12 protein-coding genes are annotated in these 15,116 nt (G+C 41.7%); 2 read left to right on the top strand and 10 right to left on the bottom strand.

Going from position 1 to position 15,116, the window contains the following annotated elements:
• The first annotated feature begins 63 nt into the window (after positions 1–63).
• On the top strand, positions 64–567 hold the full coding sequence (locus IC612_RS06775; RefSeq protein WP_194739425.1) for a superoxide dismutase family protein: 504 nt from the start codon (positions 64–66) through the stop codon (positions 565–567).
• 34 nt (positions 568–601) lie between these two features.
• On the opposite strand, the gene IC612_RS06770 is transcribed toward IC612_RS06775, so the two are convergent.
• Genes IC612_RS06770 through IC612_RS06755 form a run of 4 tightly spaced genes read right to left on the bottom strand, consistent with a single transcriptional unit; the run spans position 602 to position 4,838 of the window.
• Positions 602–1,528 carry a S66 peptidase family protein gene (locus tag IC612_RS06770; protein WP_194739424.1) on the bottom strand — a complete coding sequence of 309 codons (927 nt, stop codon included), beginning with the start codon at positions 1,526–1,528 and terminating at the stop codon, positions 602–604.
• Positions 1,529–1,532: 4 nt separating this feature from the next.
• A complete protein-coding gene (locus tag IC612_RS06765; protein ID WP_194739423.1) occupies positions 1,533–2,219 on the bottom strand; it encodes a LysE family translocator in 687 nt (228 codons plus the stop codon).
• Between the two features lie 21 nt (positions 2,220–2,240).
• On the bottom strand, positions 2,241–4,394 hold the full coding sequence (gene rnr, locus IC612_RS06760; RefSeq protein ID WP_194739422.1) for a ribonuclease R: 2,154 nt from the start codon (positions 4,392–4,394) through the stop codon (positions 2,241–2,243).
• Between the two features lie 15 nt (positions 4,395–4,409).
• Positions 4,410–4,838, bottom strand: a complete 429-nt coding sequence (locus IC612_RS06755) for an RpiB/LacA/LacB family sugar-phosphate isomerase (protein ID WP_194739421.1) — start codon at positions 4,836–4,838, stop codon at positions 4,410–4,412.
• A 640-nt stretch (positions 4,839–5,478) separates the two neighbouring features.
• On the opposite strand from IC612_RS06755, the gene IC612_RS06750 reads away from it, so the two are divergent.
• The gene (locus IC612_RS06750) at positions 5,479–6,669 is read left to right on the top strand and encodes a phosphoglycerate kinase (RefSeq protein ID WP_194739420.1); all 1,191 of its coding nucleotides are present in this window, start codon (positions 5,479–5,481) and stop codon (positions 6,667–6,669) included.
• A gap of 99 nt (positions 6,670–6,768) precedes the next feature.
• Here IC612_RS06750 and IC612_RS06745 read toward each other — a convergent pair whose 3' ends face one another.
• From IC612_RS06745 to IC612_RS06720, 6 genes are read right to left on the bottom strand one after another with little or no spacing between them, the layout of a single operon-like run.
• A complete protein-coding gene (locus tag IC612_RS06745) occupies positions 6,769–7,584 on the bottom strand; it encodes a class I SAM-dependent methyltransferase (RefSeq protein WP_194739419.1) in 816 nt (271 codons plus the stop codon).
• A gap of 23 nt (positions 7,585–7,607) precedes the next feature.
• Entirely contained in the window at positions 7,608–9,470 is a 1,863-nt protein-coding gene (gene mnmG / locus IC612_RS06740) for a tRNA uridine-5-carboxymethylaminomethyl(34) synthesis enzyme MnmG (protein ID WP_194739418.1), read from the bottom strand.
• 26 nt (positions 9,471–9,496) lie between these two features.
• Positions 9,497–9,916 (bottom strand): rRNA maturation RNase YbeY, encoded by a 420-nt coding sequence (gene ybeY, locus IC612_RS06735; RefSeq protein WP_194739417.1) that lies wholly within the window; start codon positions 9,914–9,916, stop codon positions 9,497–9,499.
• Positions 9,916–12,075 (bottom strand): patatin-like phospholipase family protein, encoded by a 2,160-nt coding sequence (locus IC612_RS06730; protein WP_194739416.1) that lies wholly within the window; start codon positions 12,073–12,075, stop codon positions 9,916–9,918. Before IC612_RS06730 ends, ybeY begins: the two co-directional genes overlap by 1 nt.
• Positions 12,072–14,519 carry a bifunctional UDP-N-acetylmuramoyl-tripeptide:D-alanyl-D-alanine ligase/alanine racemase gene (locus IC612_RS06725; protein ID WP_194739415.1) on the bottom strand — a complete coding sequence of 816 codons (2,448 nt, stop codon included), beginning with the start codon at positions 14,517–14,519 and terminating at the stop codon, positions 12,072–12,074. The genes IC612_RS06730 and IC612_RS06725 overlap by 4 nt, the downstream gene beginning before the upstream one ends.
• 9 nt (positions 14,520–14,528) lie before the next feature.
• Positions 14,529–15,113 carry a thymidine kinase gene (locus tag IC612_RS06720; protein ID WP_194739414.1) on the bottom strand — a complete coding sequence of 195 codons (585 nt, stop codon included), beginning with the start codon at positions 15,111–15,113 and terminating at the stop codon, positions 14,529–14,531.
• Between the last annotated feature and the right edge of the window lie 3 nt (positions 15,114–15,116).

Raw genomic sequence — 15,116 nt, 5'->3', positions numbered from 1 at the left:
ATGCAACGGGCAACTTATAAATTATATCTATTTTTAGCTAGGATTAAATAAAACCCGAAATCTATGAAAAATGTATTATTAGCTGGAGCGGCTCTCTCGCTTCTTTCTATTTCTTGTACTACCACCAAAACCTACACAATTAATTCTAAAAGTGGCACGCAGACACAGGGTACCGCAACCTTTGTTCAGAAGGGCAAAACGGTGGAGCTGGATATGAATGTATACAAATTAACACCTAATGGAGTACATGCAGCCCATATCCATGAATTTGGAGACTGTTCTTCGGCAGACGGAAGCTCCGCAGGAGGACATTGGAATCCTACAGGAATGGCGCACGGGAAATGGGGCCACGCTGAGCACCACGCAGGGGATTTAGGGAATCTAAAAGCCGATGCGGAAGGAACGGCCCGCTTGGTTATGAAAACCGACAAATGGTGTCTAGGATGCGCCGACCAGTCCAAGAACCTGATTGGTAAATCCATTATTGTACATGCCAAGGAGGATGATTTTAAGACGCAGCCGACAGGAAACGCAGGGGGAAGAATCGGGTGCGTGGAAATCAAATAAATGGGTAACAGGCCCATTGGTACGGTAATGCTTTCTATAAATCTTCAGGAGAAAGTGTACCATGGGTACTGTCCAAACGGTACCGAGCACCTACAATTAGGGGTCTATTATCAAATATATGCCCATTTGGGAACTGGTAAGCGACTGGAAAAGAATATTTTTCCAGTCGTTCACTTATAAGGGTATAGGCAAAAGGATCAAACGATGCTTCATAGTAAGGATTGGTATTTTCTTTACCCATGTTGATCATACCTCCTACAATAAGTCCACTTATTTGGTTAAATACCCCCGCATGTTCCAAAGACATCAGCATTCGGTCCAATGCATAAAATTCCTCACCGATTTCTTCAATAAAAAGTAAATTTCCTTCAAAATCAATAGAGTAGGGCGTCCCCAGTAGGGCATACACCAGCGCAAGATTTCCACCCACTATTCTGCCCGATACCTCTCCAGGCTTGTTGCTAGGATGAACTGAAAAAGAATATGAAGGCTGTGCGCCGCGTAAAATACTAAAGATGGAACTGTACGATGAAGGCGATACACCAAATGAGGAAGTCTTCAGAGTCTGGCCGTGAATTGAAGCTACACCCAACTGGTACATTTTACTTTGAAGTACCGTATTGTCTGAATATCCAATATACCATTTAGGATTTTGTAGCATTGCAGTGGAATCAAACTCCTGTAACAGGTGTTGGCATCCGTATCCTCCTCTGCTGGCCCATATAGCCTCTATAGAGGGATCGTTTAACGCCCAGTTTAGATCTTCTATCCGCTCCTTTTCTGATCCTGAGTACAAGTAGCCATGATCCCGTTTTCCGGTAACATAGCTTCCCAAAACAGGCGTAAAATTCTCGGAACGGATTAGATCCAGTGTTTTGCTAATTTGCTCATTTTCTACATATCCTGCAGGAGAAATAACAGCAATTTTCGATCCGGGATGTAGTGCGGGAGGAAATACCATAAGTTTAAAATAAATGAACGGATTGGGAAATTCCCGATTTTTGAACTTGTTCTAACTGGCGCTCAAATTGGTTAAAATTCTTGAAACTCTGAAGAAATATAAAAATTCCAAATAGCATAAGTACAATTCCTACACCCCGACGTAACGTGTTGGCAGCCTTCTGAGTGAGCTTGTAATGAAATTGCTTTGCCAACAGAATCTTCAGTAGATCCAAAAGAAGATAGGTACTTAAAACTATAGAAATATACAAAATAAACTCCGCAGGTTCCGGGTAGGAACTTCGAACAGAAATTACCGTTACAATCCAAAACAATACCACTCCAATATTGAGAATATTGAATAAAAAGCCATTGATAAAGGTACGAAGGTAGCTCTGCGAAATAATTTTTTCTTCATTTTTTACATGCATCTTTGTTTTGGTCACTACCATAATAATTCCATAAACAAATACCAGAAGGGCAGTAATTCGGTAAAAACTAGGATGCGAGTCGATTAAATGCACTATATCGCTGCTGGCATAGTACGCTGCCACTATACATACAATATCGGCTAATATAACACCCAGATCAAGTACTGCAGCATGTCGGGGACTTCTGGAGAAGCTGGTCTCTATCAGTAAGAAAAAAATAGGTCCTATAAACACAAAGCTTAGCATAATGCCTAGACCTACTGCAGAGAAAAATAGTTCCATAGTGTTCTATGCCCTCAAGTACTATTCCACAATTTTGAAATCCAACTGCTTTTGAATGAGATTGGCTTTCATAACTTTAATCTGGACTTTATCTCCTAACTGAAACACTTTACCATGACGGGTACCGTATACCGAGTGGCTTTTTGCCTCGTACATATAACTGTCATCGGTCAAATCACGCAGTTTTATTAATCCCTCTGCACCGTTTTCAGGTATTTGTACCCAAAACCCAAATTCTGCAACACCGGAAATGACCCCGTGGAATACCTCGCCTAAGTGCTTCTCCATAAATTTAACCTGCATGAATTTTATGCTGTCCCGCTCCGCATCTGCAGCAAGACGCTCCATTGCCGAGCAGTGTTTTGCCTTTTCTTCTACCTCGTTTTTATTGGGTGATTTTCCTCCATCCAAGTAGTGTTGAAGCAAGCGGTGGGCAATGAGATCCGGGTACCTTCGAATAGGAGAGGTAAAATGGGTATAGTACTCAAACCCCAGTCCGTAGTGTCCTATGGGATCTGTAGAATAAACTGCCTTGCTCATGGAACGCATGGCAAGCGTTTCAATCATATTTTCCTCCGGTTTTCCTTGCACACTTTTAAGCAGGGAATTCATACTTTCTGTGGTTTTCTTGGAGTTGGCCAAGTTCATTTTGTATCCAAAGGTGCCTACAAACTCTTTTAATGCCTCAAGTTTTGCAGGATCTGGATCATCATGAATTCTGTAAATAAAGGTGTTTCTCGTAGGCTCAAATTTTCGGGTAAGAGAAATAAACTCCGAGACCTTACGGTTGGCAAGAAGCATAAATTCTTCTATTAAATGGTTACTGTCTTTACTGACTTTGAAGTAAACTCCAATCGGTTCGTTATTTTCATCCAGGTTAAACCGCACTTCACTCCGGTCAAAAGTGATGGCGCCGTTTCTTATCCGTTCTGCCCGAAGAATTTTTGCCAATCGGTCCAAAGTGTTAATTTCCTGCGCAAGATCCCCTTCTTTAGTCTCAATTCGTTCCTGCGCTTCTTCATAACTGAACCTTCGATCGGAATGGATAACAGTACGTCCAAACCACTGCTTTACTACCTGTGCTTCATCGGATAACTCAAATACTGCTGAGAAGGTAAACTTATCCTCATTGGGTCTCAGAGAGCATACATCATTACTTAATATTTCAGGTAGCATTGGAACAACGCGGTCCACTAAATACACAGATGTGGCCCGTTGGTAGGCTTCCTTATCAATAATGGAATCCGGTGTTACGTAGTACGATACATCGGCTATATGAACCCCCACTTCCCAATTGCCGTTTTCAAGCTGTCTTATAGAAAGCGCATCATCAAAATCTTTCGCATCGTGCGGATCAATAGTAAAAGTAAGTACGTCGCGCATATCCCAGCGTTTCTGTACTTCAGCTTCCTGAATTGTTCGGTCTATACCGTCTGCGGCATGCTGCACTTCCTCAGGAAAATGGTACGGAAGTCCATAATCGGCAAGAATGGAATGGATTTCTGTTTCATGCTCCCCAGGGGTTCCCAGCACGGTGACAATCTCTCCTTCCGGATTTTTTTCTCCTTCGTACCAACCCGTCATTTTAACTACTACTTTATCCCCATGCACGGCACCATTGAAATTTGGTTTTTTCACAAAAATATCCGTGCTGAAACTTTTTCTATCCGAAACTACAAAGCCAAAATCCTTATGTTCAATATACTGTAGGGTACCTACAAACTCGGTTTTCTTTCTCTCCAGCACTTCCAGAACGGAACCTTCCATTTTTTTTCCCTTAAAGTTGTAGGTTACCACCAGGACTTTATCTCCCTGCATTGCATCCTTCACATTCTTTGAGTGTACAAATATGTCGTCCTCCAATCCCTCCACACTAATATATGCGTTGCCGGCCTGATTAAAATCAATTGTTCCGGTATGGGTACCCTTAATTTTAAGATTTACTGCATACTTTCCCTTCTCTACTTCTTTAATCCGGTCTTCCGACTGTAATTTGTGAAGCGACTGTATGACCTGTTCCCGTTGCCTCGGGTTTGTATATCCAATACCTTCAGATAGTTGTTTATAGTTAAATACCCGGGTACTGTTTTTGTTCATAAAGTCAATAATCTTTCTTCCTATATCTTGAAGCTTATGATTATTCTTATGACTGATAAATTTGGATTTTTTTGCCATCTGTAGGTCTTTTAATTAGCAGCTTATTTTTTGTACCCGTTGCTGGTGTCTACCTCCCTCGAATGAAGCATTGAGGAATGCTAGAACAATTTCCAATACAAACTCTTTAGCGAGAAAACGCGCAGGGACAGCAATCATATTGCAATTATTGTGCTGTCTTGAAAGTTCCGCTATCTGGGGCATCCATGCAAGTGCACATCTAATTTCTTTATGTTTGTTTGCAGTAAGCTGTACGCCCTGGCCGCTTCCGCAGATTAGAATACCCAGTTCATTCTTTTTATTTTCCACAGATTCTGCCGCAGGATGTACAAAGTCAGGGTAGTCAACACTTTCGCTACTGTGCGTACCAAAGTCTTCTATTATATAATCCTTACCCAATTGTTCCTTTAAATACTCTTTATATTCAAAACCTGCATGGTCTGCTGCAATTGCTATTTTTTTCATACTGCTTATTTATTTAGACAAATTTAGTGTTAAAAATACAGAAGCAATGTTTTCCACAAGGCTATATCAATAATTATATACTTTACTAAGCTTATTCTATCTGACAGTCAAATAAATACAAAATTTATACTTTAGTATCTACTACGTTTACAACACCTTATAAAATTGGTTAATAATTGTTAATATTTAAATAAATTCCTGTGGATAAGTACTTTCAATTATTTATTGCGCAATAAGGAAACATTATGTATGGAAATTTAGTAAATGCATTAGTTCCCTGTTTTATAAAGAATTTAAGAAAAGTTATACCACATGCAATGCTATGAATTTTTGAAATCAGGAAAGGTTCTTCCCACGCACTCGGTGTTCCGTACTGAATTGAATTAACTAATTAACCTTCAATCAATTAACAGATATATATCTTCTTCGAAACTCTTTGCCCTTTTTAATAGTTCTTTAATAAAAAAATTTTATCCACATTACTAACAACACATAACAACAAGCAACAATACTTTTTTTAAAAAAGATAAATTATGTATAACTATTGTGATCAGTGTAATGTGATTTATTTAATGCGCGAATTGTTACGGGGGCATTTTTTATTACTTAAATTTGTTCTGATCAATAGAAATAGATAAATATGAAAACAGTTGCCGATTATAACTTTAGCGGAAAGAGAGCTCTGGTACGGGTGGATTTTAATGTTCCTTTAAATGAGAAATTTCAGGTCACGGATACAACCCGAATACTGGCTGTTAAACCTACTATAGATAAAATTATTAAGGACGGTGGTTCGGTAGTTATTATGACCCATTTGGGAAGACCCAAAGGAGAGAAGAACAGCAAATATTCTTTAGCGCATATAGTTAAAGAGGTGGAAAGTGGATTGGGTTATCCGGTTCATTTTGTTGCGGATTCTATAGGGGAAGAGGTAGAGAAATTAGCAAATGATTTAAAGCCTGGAGAAATTCTCTTACTTGAGAATTTACGTTTCTATTCTCAGGAAGAAAAGGGTGATAGAGAATTTGCAGAGAAGCTTAGTAGGTTAGGGGAGGTGTACGTCAATGATGCATTTGGAACAGCCCATAGAGCGCATGCTTCCACTGCTGTAATCGCCGAGTTTTTCCCTTCAACTAAATTTTTCGGTTTACTTATGGCTTCCGAGCTGGATGCTATAGATAAGGTGCTTGGTTCTGGTGAGCGTCCAGTTACGGCCATCATTGGAGGTTCTAAAGTTTCCTCAAAGATTACTATTATTGAGAATATGCTGGAAGCAATTGACAATCTAATTATAGGCGGTGGTATGGCTTTCACTTTTATCCGTGCCTTAGGAGGAAGTATTGGAGATTCGATAGTGGAAGAAGATAAGATGGATCTTGCTCTCGATATACTAAATAAAGCGAAGGCGAAGAATGTTGAGGTATTATTACCGGTTGATGTAATTGTAGCGGACCGCTTTGCAAACGATGCGGAAACACAAACGGTTGATATTTACGAAATACCTGAAGGATGGATGGGACTTGATGCAGGACCGCGTACCCGCGCACTTTTCCACGATGCCATTATGAATTCACGCACCTTACTTTGGAATGGGCCAGTGGGTGTTTTTGAAATGCCAACGTTTGCAGAGGGAACTGTATCTGTAGGTAACAGCATTGCAGAAGCGACAAACTTAGGGGCCTTTTCACTTGTAGGAGGAGGAGACAGTGTTGCTTTTGTGAAACAGAACGGTTACGAAGATAAAGTATCGTATGTTTCTACAGGAGGAGGTGCAATGCTTGAGAGCTTGGAAGGTATAGAGCTTCCTGGCGTTGCTGCCATTAACAATTAATTTTTTCTTTTATAGCAACAAACCCGAATGTGAAATTCGGGTTTTTTTTATTCGTATGCTGAAAAAATGACCTCCAGAATAGGGTCAAAAATCTATTATCTAATTTTTTTCGACTACAAGTACCACGCTAGAAAATTCGTTATTTTTTAATGCCTTTATGTTCGAAATGGCTCCAACAATACCACCCTTAAACCAACGGAATGGATTTTTTTGGTATTTTTCGCTTATAATGGAAATATAAAATGCGTCCAGTAGCAAGGGCTTCCATTTTTTGATTTTCCATGAATTCGAATCAAATCTATTTTTCAAACCTTTAATTGTATAATGATGTACATGCCGTGGCACATCGTACGCTGCCCAATACGGTCCGTAGTATTTTGCATCATAGCTTCCATGATTCGGTACGGCTACAATCAGATGCCCCCCGGTTTTTAATTTTTTATAAAGCTTTTCGAGGATTTCTTCTGTATTGGGAATATGTTCCAGTACATGCCACATCGTTATTGTATGTATTGAGCCGTCCTTTATTTCCTCCAGTGAATGGATGATCGTAGCACTTGTTTTTTTGCTGGTAAAATTCACTCCCTGAGGATTTGGTTCAAACCCAACAGTATTGTAATCGCCTTCTATGTATTTAAGAAACTCGCCCGCGCCACAACCGTAGTCCAGAACGGTGCTGTATTTTGCAGTAACAGATGCGACAATATTTGCTTTAAAACGTAAGTTAAAAGACTGAAAAAATTTATAAATTTTTGTTGTTAGAGAACTATCGTCTTGATGGTGCGAGATGTACTCGGTACTGTCGTAGTATTTAGCTAAATCTTCTGGAATAGGGGAGGTCTTTAAAATGCCTTCTATACCAGTAGATTCTAAACTGAAAATTTCCTTGGTTAAAAAGTGGTCTTGAACCTTCATTGATTATTGTTTCACGTGAAACATTACCTACCTAAATAAATTAAAAGAACATTAATATCGGCAGGAGATACACCGCTAACACGTGCAGCTTGAGCTATTGTTTCTGGTTTAATTTGTGAGAGTTTTGTCTTGGCTTCAGAGGATAAAGAAGTGATTTTCTGAAAATCAAAATCGGCGGGAATTTTAATGCTTTCCATACGCTGGAGTTTAGCAACGTTCTCGCGTTCTTTATCAATATATCCTTTGTATTTTATGTTTATTTCCGCCTGTTCCTGTATCTCCTTGCTGTATTGTGAAGTCACTTCTCTTATTTGGGGAATGGCTTCGAGGATTGAGAGTTTCATAAACGGTCTGGTAAGAAAATGCGACGCGCGGTAGGCCTGATCCACAGGAGAAGATTCAATACTCTCTAAAATTGGGTTAATTGTTCCAGGTTTTAGGGAGGTTTCCCGAAGATAATTTTCCAGCTCGTTAGATAGTCTCAGTTTGTTCTCTGTTTGCTGCATGCGCTCGGCGGAAGCTAAACCTAAGTTGTAGGAGAGTTGCGTGAGGCGAATATCGGCGTTGTCTTGCCTTAATAGCAGGCGGTATTCGGCTCTCGAAGTAAACATCCGGTAGGGCTCCTCTGTACCTTTTGTTATCAGATCATCAATAAGAACTCCAATATATGCTTGGTCGCGAGTAAGCTGAAAAGGTTCTTTACCGTGTACTTTTAAATGGGCATTTATCCCAGCCATAATACCCTGTCCTGCAGCTTCCTCGTACCCGGTAGTTCCGTTAATCTGTCCTGCGAAAAAGAGATTGGATACAAGTTTAGTTTCCAGAGTGTGGGATAGTTGGGTAGGAGGGAAGTAGTCGTATTCAATTGCATATCCAGGGCGGAAAAATTTGACGTTTTCAAAGCCCGGAATATGGCGCATTGCCTTTAATTGTACCTCCTCTGGCAGGGAAGAACTAAAGCCATTCACGTATATTTCAATTGTGTCCCACCCTTCAGGTTCGACGAACAGTTGGTGTCGGGTGCGTTCTGCGAAGCGGTTGATCTTATCTTCAATACTAGGACAGTACCGGGGTCCTAAACTTTGTATGGTTCCATTAAACATGGGACTGCGGTCAAATCCTTCCTTAAGTATTTCGTGAACCGTCTCATTGGTATAGGTAATGTGGCAACTGCGCTGCTTAGTAAGGGGTTTTGTATGTAAATAGGAAAACTTACCAGGAATCTCATCTCCTTTTTGTTCCTCCATTTTTGAGTAGTCCAAACTCCTACCGTCTACTCTGGGTGGCGTACCGGTTTTCATTCTTCCTGCGTCGAAACCGATGGATGTTAATTGTTCAGTAATTCCGAAAGCCCGTGGTTCTCCCATGCGGCCTCCACCGAACTGCTTTTCTCCAATATGGATAAGTCCATTCAAGAAGGTACCGTTGGTTAGTACCACAGAGTCTGCTTCAATACGGATTCCCATTGCAGTTACAACGCCCTTGACGGTATTGTTCTCAATGATCAGCTCCTTGACCATATCCTGAAAGAAATCCAAGTTTGCGATGGATTCTAAGGCCATCCGCCATTCGTGTGCGAATAACATGCGGTCGTTCTGCGTGCGTGGTGACCACATCGCAGGGCCTTTTGAAAGGTTTAGCATCTTGAATTGTATAGCTGATTTATCTGCTATTATTCCGGATAAACCTCCCAATGCGTCGATTTCCCGCACAATTTGCCCTTTGGCAATTCCTCCCATGGCAGGGTTGCAGCTCATTTGCCCAATGGTCTGCATATTCATTGTAATAAGTAGAGTGGAGGATCCCAGATTGGCAGCCGCCGCCGCAGCTTCACAACCCGCATGACCGGCGCCTACTACTATAACGTCGTATTTTTTTGTAATCATAAGTGTTCATGTTTCACGTGAAACATTTAAGCAAAATCAGCGTACCTACCAATTGCAAATTCCTCTTTGCTTCGCATTAGAGCGGCCTGCTCAGGCGTTTTGTCCTTATAGCCGCAGAGGTGGTATACCCCATGAGCAAGGACGCGCAAAAGTTCAGAGTTAAATGAAACCGCGTGTACAACTGCATTTTCCTTAATGCGCGGCAAAGATACGAAAATATCACCGCTTATAACTTTCCCTCGGACCGTATCAAATGTGATAATATCTGTGTAATCATCGTGGTTTAAATACGTTCTGTTGATCTGGAGTAAATACGAATCATCACAAAGGATGTAGTTTATTTCCCCTTCTTTTTTGCCTTCTGATTGTAAAATGGACTGCAGCCACTCATCTACATTTGTGGGAAGGGCAATTGGTGTAATTTCTTCAAAATGGAATGTTATCATTAGAACCAGTGACCAAGGACTACACTAAAGATTCCTTTTTGGTCGGTATTTAGAGATTTGCTAAAATTAAGACTTATAGGTCCAAAAGGGGACCGGTACCCCAAACCAAAATCGGTGGATATGTATTGAATAGTGGTGGCATTTCGTAAAGAATAGTCGTCAAATAAAGCAGCTATTGATACACCTGGTGTAAAGTAAAGATTTCGGTACACATTAAATTGAAAATGGTTGGAAGCGGTAAGAATATTTCGGTTACTGCGGCTTCCTATTTTGTACCCAGGGAAAGTGACAAAATTAAGAATTGGCTGCTTAAAAATTCCCCCGAGATAGTACTGATACTCCAAGGGCACATCTTCACCAATGCTAAATCCTGCAAAAAGGTTCAAGCGGTTGCTTAGAAAAGATGTGACAGGCGTATTTAGCGTAAAATCCAATTTCGTTTGCACCGTGTTGAACTCGCTGTCTTTAAATACATCCAGTACCTTACCCTCTGCATTAAGTAAAATACCCCGGGTAGGAAAATTTTTGTCGTTCTGTGAATCGGTTTTAATAAATAAGTAAGGATTTATGTAGTTATTATACGTTTTATCCTGCGCTGATTCCGTTGCAATATAGTCATGACTCAGTCCCCCTCCAACGGCAAAGCGGTCTTTCCAGATGGACTGAATGAAGGCTTCATTTCGCAACCATCCATAGCGCTGCAAAGCTTCGGATGCACCATCTAGAAATTCAAACTGTGTTCCCGAAGCATACAGTCCAAAACCTGGGATGTACCCATTATCCACCGAATAGTTGAATATAAAACGCGGGAAGTCCCCCACAATTACATCCAGTGAAGTGGTGGAATTTTGAAACAGAAAGCGCCGCGCCGTAAAATTTACCAAAAGGCCCGTCTTAAACACTTCGTCGTAGTGTAAACCGAATTTTAGAAATATACGTGCATCGTCTTCTAATACATTCATACGCAGTACCGTGCCGCTCGAAGAGGGCACTAAATCGTAATTGATGATTTTGAAATTATTTGTAGAATACAGGTTTTCAATCATTTTATTGATGGACCCATAGGTATGAAGTGAAGGTAGTTTCAGGTTCATCTTACCCTGCAGATAACTGGCAGAAAAAATGCGGTTGTTAGTAACTTCCAATCGGTCTATCTTGTACACATTGGAAAAAACGGGATTTACCGGCGCGCGCAAGACGGGAATTTCCTTCTTTGGCAGCTTTGAAAGAGAAGGAACCATGGCCAGTGCAGCCTGGTATCCCGACTCTATGATGCTTTCTTTTTGATCGTAACTAGTTGCGGTAATTTCTTCTAAATCTGGTTTTATCCTAATGTCGGTGTATTGGTACTGATTTTCGGTCTCTTTGATGATACTGTAGTCGGTAACTTGATTTAGTATTTCAATCACTGAATTAAGCTTACTACGCTGCGCAAGACCTTGGTTCAGATCCACACCAATCACAATATCCATACCCTTCTGTTTTAATGGCTGTGAGGGGAAGTTCATGGTTAAAGCACCGTCAATATAGAGTGAATCGTTTATTTCCACCGGGTCCATAAGGGAAGGGAACGCGGAACTGGCCATAATTGCAGTCACTAGATCGCCTTCTTCAAATATCTTTATTTTACCGGACTCCAGATTGGTTGCAACCGACATAAAGGGAATGGGCAGCAGAGAGAAATCTTTTTGGGAAGAAACATTTTTGAATAGCTCTTTAAGCATGTAAATATTTTTCTGCCCGGAGGAAATTGCTGTAGGCAACACATTTATTTTTCCGTCCTTAACGGGAATGCTTATGAGGTATTTGTCTACGGACTTATTAAAAAAGGAGCTTGATTGGCGGGATTTTTCGTTGGCGATAAGGTCGTAGAAATCCGTTTCTAAAACAATATGTTCAATATCACGGGCGGAATACCCCGCGGCATAGAGACCCCCCACAATGGCTCCCATTGAGGTGCCTGCGATATAATCCACTTTAACTCCCAGACTGTCCAGTACTCTCAGCACTCCAATATGCGCAAATCCTTTAGCGCCGCCACCTGAAAGAGAAAGTCCAATGGAGGGCTTACCGTTAGGGTCGGCAGGGGGACTTTTCTGCGCTCTGAGGGTAGGGTGAAGAAACAAAGTAAGTAAGATGACCAGTACCGTAGTTCTCATGTTTTAATGTAGATTCGTTTGACCCTAGGGGAGATCGAGGTAAGGGCCTCGTAGGGAATAGTATTGCAGTCCCTGGCAAACTCAGTAAGGGTAGGACTGGCATTGAAGACAACCACTTCGTCTCCTTCCTTGCATTCTATGCCAGTAACGTCCAGCATCAGCATATCCATGCAAATATTACCCACAATAGGTACCCTGTGTCCCTCTATAGCAAAGCTGCCTACACCGTTTCCCAATAGACGTGGAATACCGTCGGCATACCCTACAGGAATTGTTGCGATTCTTCGTGGACTGGAGGCTTTAAAAGAACGGTTATACCCGACGGATTCGCCTTCTTCTATCTCAGAAATCTGAGATATGACGGTCTGGAAACGCACCACACTTAAAAGCTTGTCTTGCAAAGTGTTATCAGGGCTTATTCCCAGCATACCGATCCCGATGCGAACCATATCAAATTGGTACTCGGGATAGTTGGTAATACCTGCCGAATTTAAAATATGTTTTAGAAAGGGATAGGAAAGTTGCTTCTCCAGAAACGAGGTCATTTCGTTAAAGCGTGCGGCTTGCTGGTGTACAAAATTCTTCTCCGAAGGGAGGTCCGAAGTGGAAAGATGACTGAAGGCCGACTGCACGCGAACATCGAGCGAATTTAGTTTTAATGCCAACGCGGGCAAATCGTCTTTTCTAAAGCCCAGCCGGTTCATGCCTGTCTCCAGTTTTAAGTGTATTGGATAATTGCCTTCCTTGCTGTGCGCCCGCAACTTATCGATAAAAAGATCCAACACGCGGAAACTGTAAATTTCCGGCTCCAGACCGTATTCAATGATACTGTCGTAGCTGCTTTGCTCTGGATTCATCACCATTATGGGGGTGGTAATGCCTTTTTTGCGCAGTTCCACCCCTTCATCCGCATAGGCCACGCCCAGGTAATCAATGTGGTGGTGCTGAAGAAATTCTGCCACAGGATATCCCCCCATACCGTAGGAGTTAGCTTTTACCATCGCCATCATTTTCGTGGTCCGCTTAATATAGGTCCGGTGCATGTTTATATTATGCAGCAAGTGGTTAAGATTTACTTCCAGTACAGTGTCGTGCTTTTGCAGCTCGAGGGTGTTTTTTAACTTGTCAATTTCGAAAATACGGGCACCTTTGAGTAAAATGACGGATTTATCTATGGTATTTAACTTACCGCTATCGATTAGATGCTGCGTGGTGGGAAAGCGGTAGCATTCCGCATTAAAACGATATTTAGGATGGGTAATCTCATTTCCTACCAAAAACACGGTTTGAAAATTTTGCTGGTTGGTGAGTTCGGTCACTTTGCGGTAGAGTTGCTCTTTGTCTTTGGATTCCACAAAGTCTGTCAGAACCAGGCATTTGCGTTCTTTAGTGTATTCGTTTATAAACTGAAAGGCGATGGTTAATGAATCAAAGTCCAGATTAAAAGAATCGTTTACAATGATATTGTCGCGTAGTCCTACTACACTCTCCAGTCGCATTTCGATGGATTTCAGAGCACTGATTTTTTCCCTAATGGCACTTGGCGGATAGCCGAGTTCTTTTAAAGTGGCCATTACACAGAGTGCATTGGATAAAGTAGCGTGGTCTCGGGTTTTAATGGGTAAATAGTATTCTAGGGACCCGTCCTTTACCAGTGCATCAAGTCCTGGCCGCTCGGGTAAGGCAGCGAAATGCAGGGTGTTGTGGGGTGCTAAGCCAAAACTTACTTTTTTCGTACTTGGGTAGAGTTCTTGTACCAACTGGTGTACAAGAAGGTTGTCGCCGTTGTAGATAAGTGTGGAACAATGCGTAAATAACTTTAATTTTTCACGTACTTGCTCTTCTTGTGAAGCAAAATTAGAAAGGTGCGCCGTACCGATGTGCGTTAATATGCCAATTTGCGGAAGAAATAGCCCGGACTGGATGTCCATTTCCTTTGGTTTGGATATTCCGACCTCAAAGATACCAATCTCGTGGGCCTTTTCGATTTTTAGTAAGGAAAGCGGCAGCCCAAGCAGTGAATTATAACTCTTAGGACTCTTTACCACCCGATGCTCATTACATAAACTCTGGTACAGCCATTCTTTTAAAACGGTCTTGCCGTTGCTCCCGGTAATTCCGATCGTTTTCAACTCTGCAAACTGGGAAAAATGCCACTTTGCTAAAATCTGGAGAAAGCGCAAAGGATCCGTAGTTTTTATCCAGGTAAAGTCGGTTCTTTCTACGGGCAGCGATTTGGCAATAATGACTTGTACCCCTTTTTCCAAAGCCTCGGTTATAAAACGCTCGCCGCTGCTTTTTTCCGTAGTTAATGCGATGAACGCAACGCGGGTACTTGAAAAAATATTTCGGGTATCGAAGGCAATGTTTTCGACAGGAAGTTGTTCGTTTCCAAAAAGCTCCGAATTGGTAATGGATGCTAATTCTCCAGTAGTATAATTCATAACTGCCCCTTAGGTTTTGTCTTTGAGATACTCTACAAATATTTTCCGGCTTACGGCTTCGTAACTCTCCGTCTCGCCCAGTTCCACCAAATTCTGATTGCTTGAAATCCGCATGGAGTAGTTGGCTAGATTCCCGGTCCTGCGGCAGATAGCATGCACCTTTGTAACATATTCGGCCGTAGCCATTAGGTACGGAATCGGACCAAAAGGACGGCCTAGGAAGTCCATATCCAAGCCTGCAATTACCACACGTATTCCGTTATTTGCCAGCTCATTGGCTACCTCCACAATACCGTGGTCGAAGAACTGCGCTTCGTCAATTCCCACCACGTCACAGGTAGAGCCCAGAAGCAAAATTTCGGAGGAAGTCTCCACCGGCGTACTTGGGATTCGGTTGTAGTTATGCGATACCACTTCCTTTTCATCGTAGCGCACGTCAATCTTAGGCTTAAAAATTTCCACGGTCTGCCCGGCCATTTCTGCCCTGCGAAGGCGACGGATCAATTCTTCTGTTTTGCCTGAAAACATAGAGCCACAAATCACTTCCATCCATCCACTCTGCTTGGCGTGGTTAATTGTATTTTCTAAAAACATTTG

Source organism: Planobacterium oryzisoli, from assembly GCF_015354315.1.
In the GTDB taxonomy this organism is placed as follows: domain Bacteria; phylum Bacteroidota; class Bacteroidia; order Flavobacteriales; family Weeksellaceae; genus Planobacterium_A; species Planobacterium_A oryzisoli.
Note: the sequence above shows the minus strand (reverse complement) of the source record. Positions and strands in the feature narration are given on the sequence as shown.

Coding starts and splice junctions, on each gene's coding strand:
- IC612_RS06755 (WP_194739421.1), bottom strand. CDS start 4,838: ATGAAAAAAATAGCAATTGCAGCAGACCATGCAGGTTTTGAATATAAA.
- IC612_RS06725 (WP_194739415.1), bottom strand. CDS start 14,519: ATGAATTATACTACTGGAGAATTAGCATCCATTACCAATTCGGAGCTT.
- rnr (WP_194739422.1), bottom strand. CDS start 4,394: ATGGCAAAAAAATCCAAATTTATCAGTCATAAGAATAATCATAAGCTT.
- IC612_RS06730 (WP_194739416.1), bottom strand. CDS start 12,075: ATGAGAACTACGGTACTGGTCATCTTACTTACTTTGTTTCTTCACCCT.
- IC612_RS06745 (WP_194739419.1), bottom strand. CDS start 7,584: ATGAAGGTTCAAGACCACTTTTTAACCAAGGAAATTTTCAGTTTAGAA.
- IC612_RS06750 (WP_194739420.1), top strand. CDS start 5,479: ATGAAAACAGTTGCCGATTATAACTTTAGCGGAAAGAGAGCTCTGGTA.
- ybeY (WP_194739417.1), bottom strand. CDS start 9,916: ATGATAACATTCCATTTTGAAGAAATTACACCAATTGCCCTTCCCACA.
- mnmG (WP_194739418.1), bottom strand. CDS start 9,470: ATGATTACAAAAAAATACGACGTTATAGTAGTAGGCGCCGGTCATGCG.
- IC612_RS06765 (WP_194739423.1), bottom strand. CDS start 2,219: ATGGAACTATTTTTCTCTGCAGTAGGTCTAGGCATTATGCTAAGCTTT.
- IC612_RS06770 (WP_194739424.1), bottom strand. CDS start 1,528: ATGGTATTTCCTCCCGCACTACATCCCGGATCGAAAATTGCTGTTATT.
- IC612_RS06775 (WP_194739425.1), top strand. CDS start 64: ATGAAAAATGTATTATTAGCTGGAGCGGCTCTCTCGCTTCTTTCTATT.
- IC612_RS06720 (WP_194739414.1), bottom strand. CDS start 15,113: ATGTTTTTAGAAAATACAATTAACCACGCCAAGCAGAGTGGATGGATG.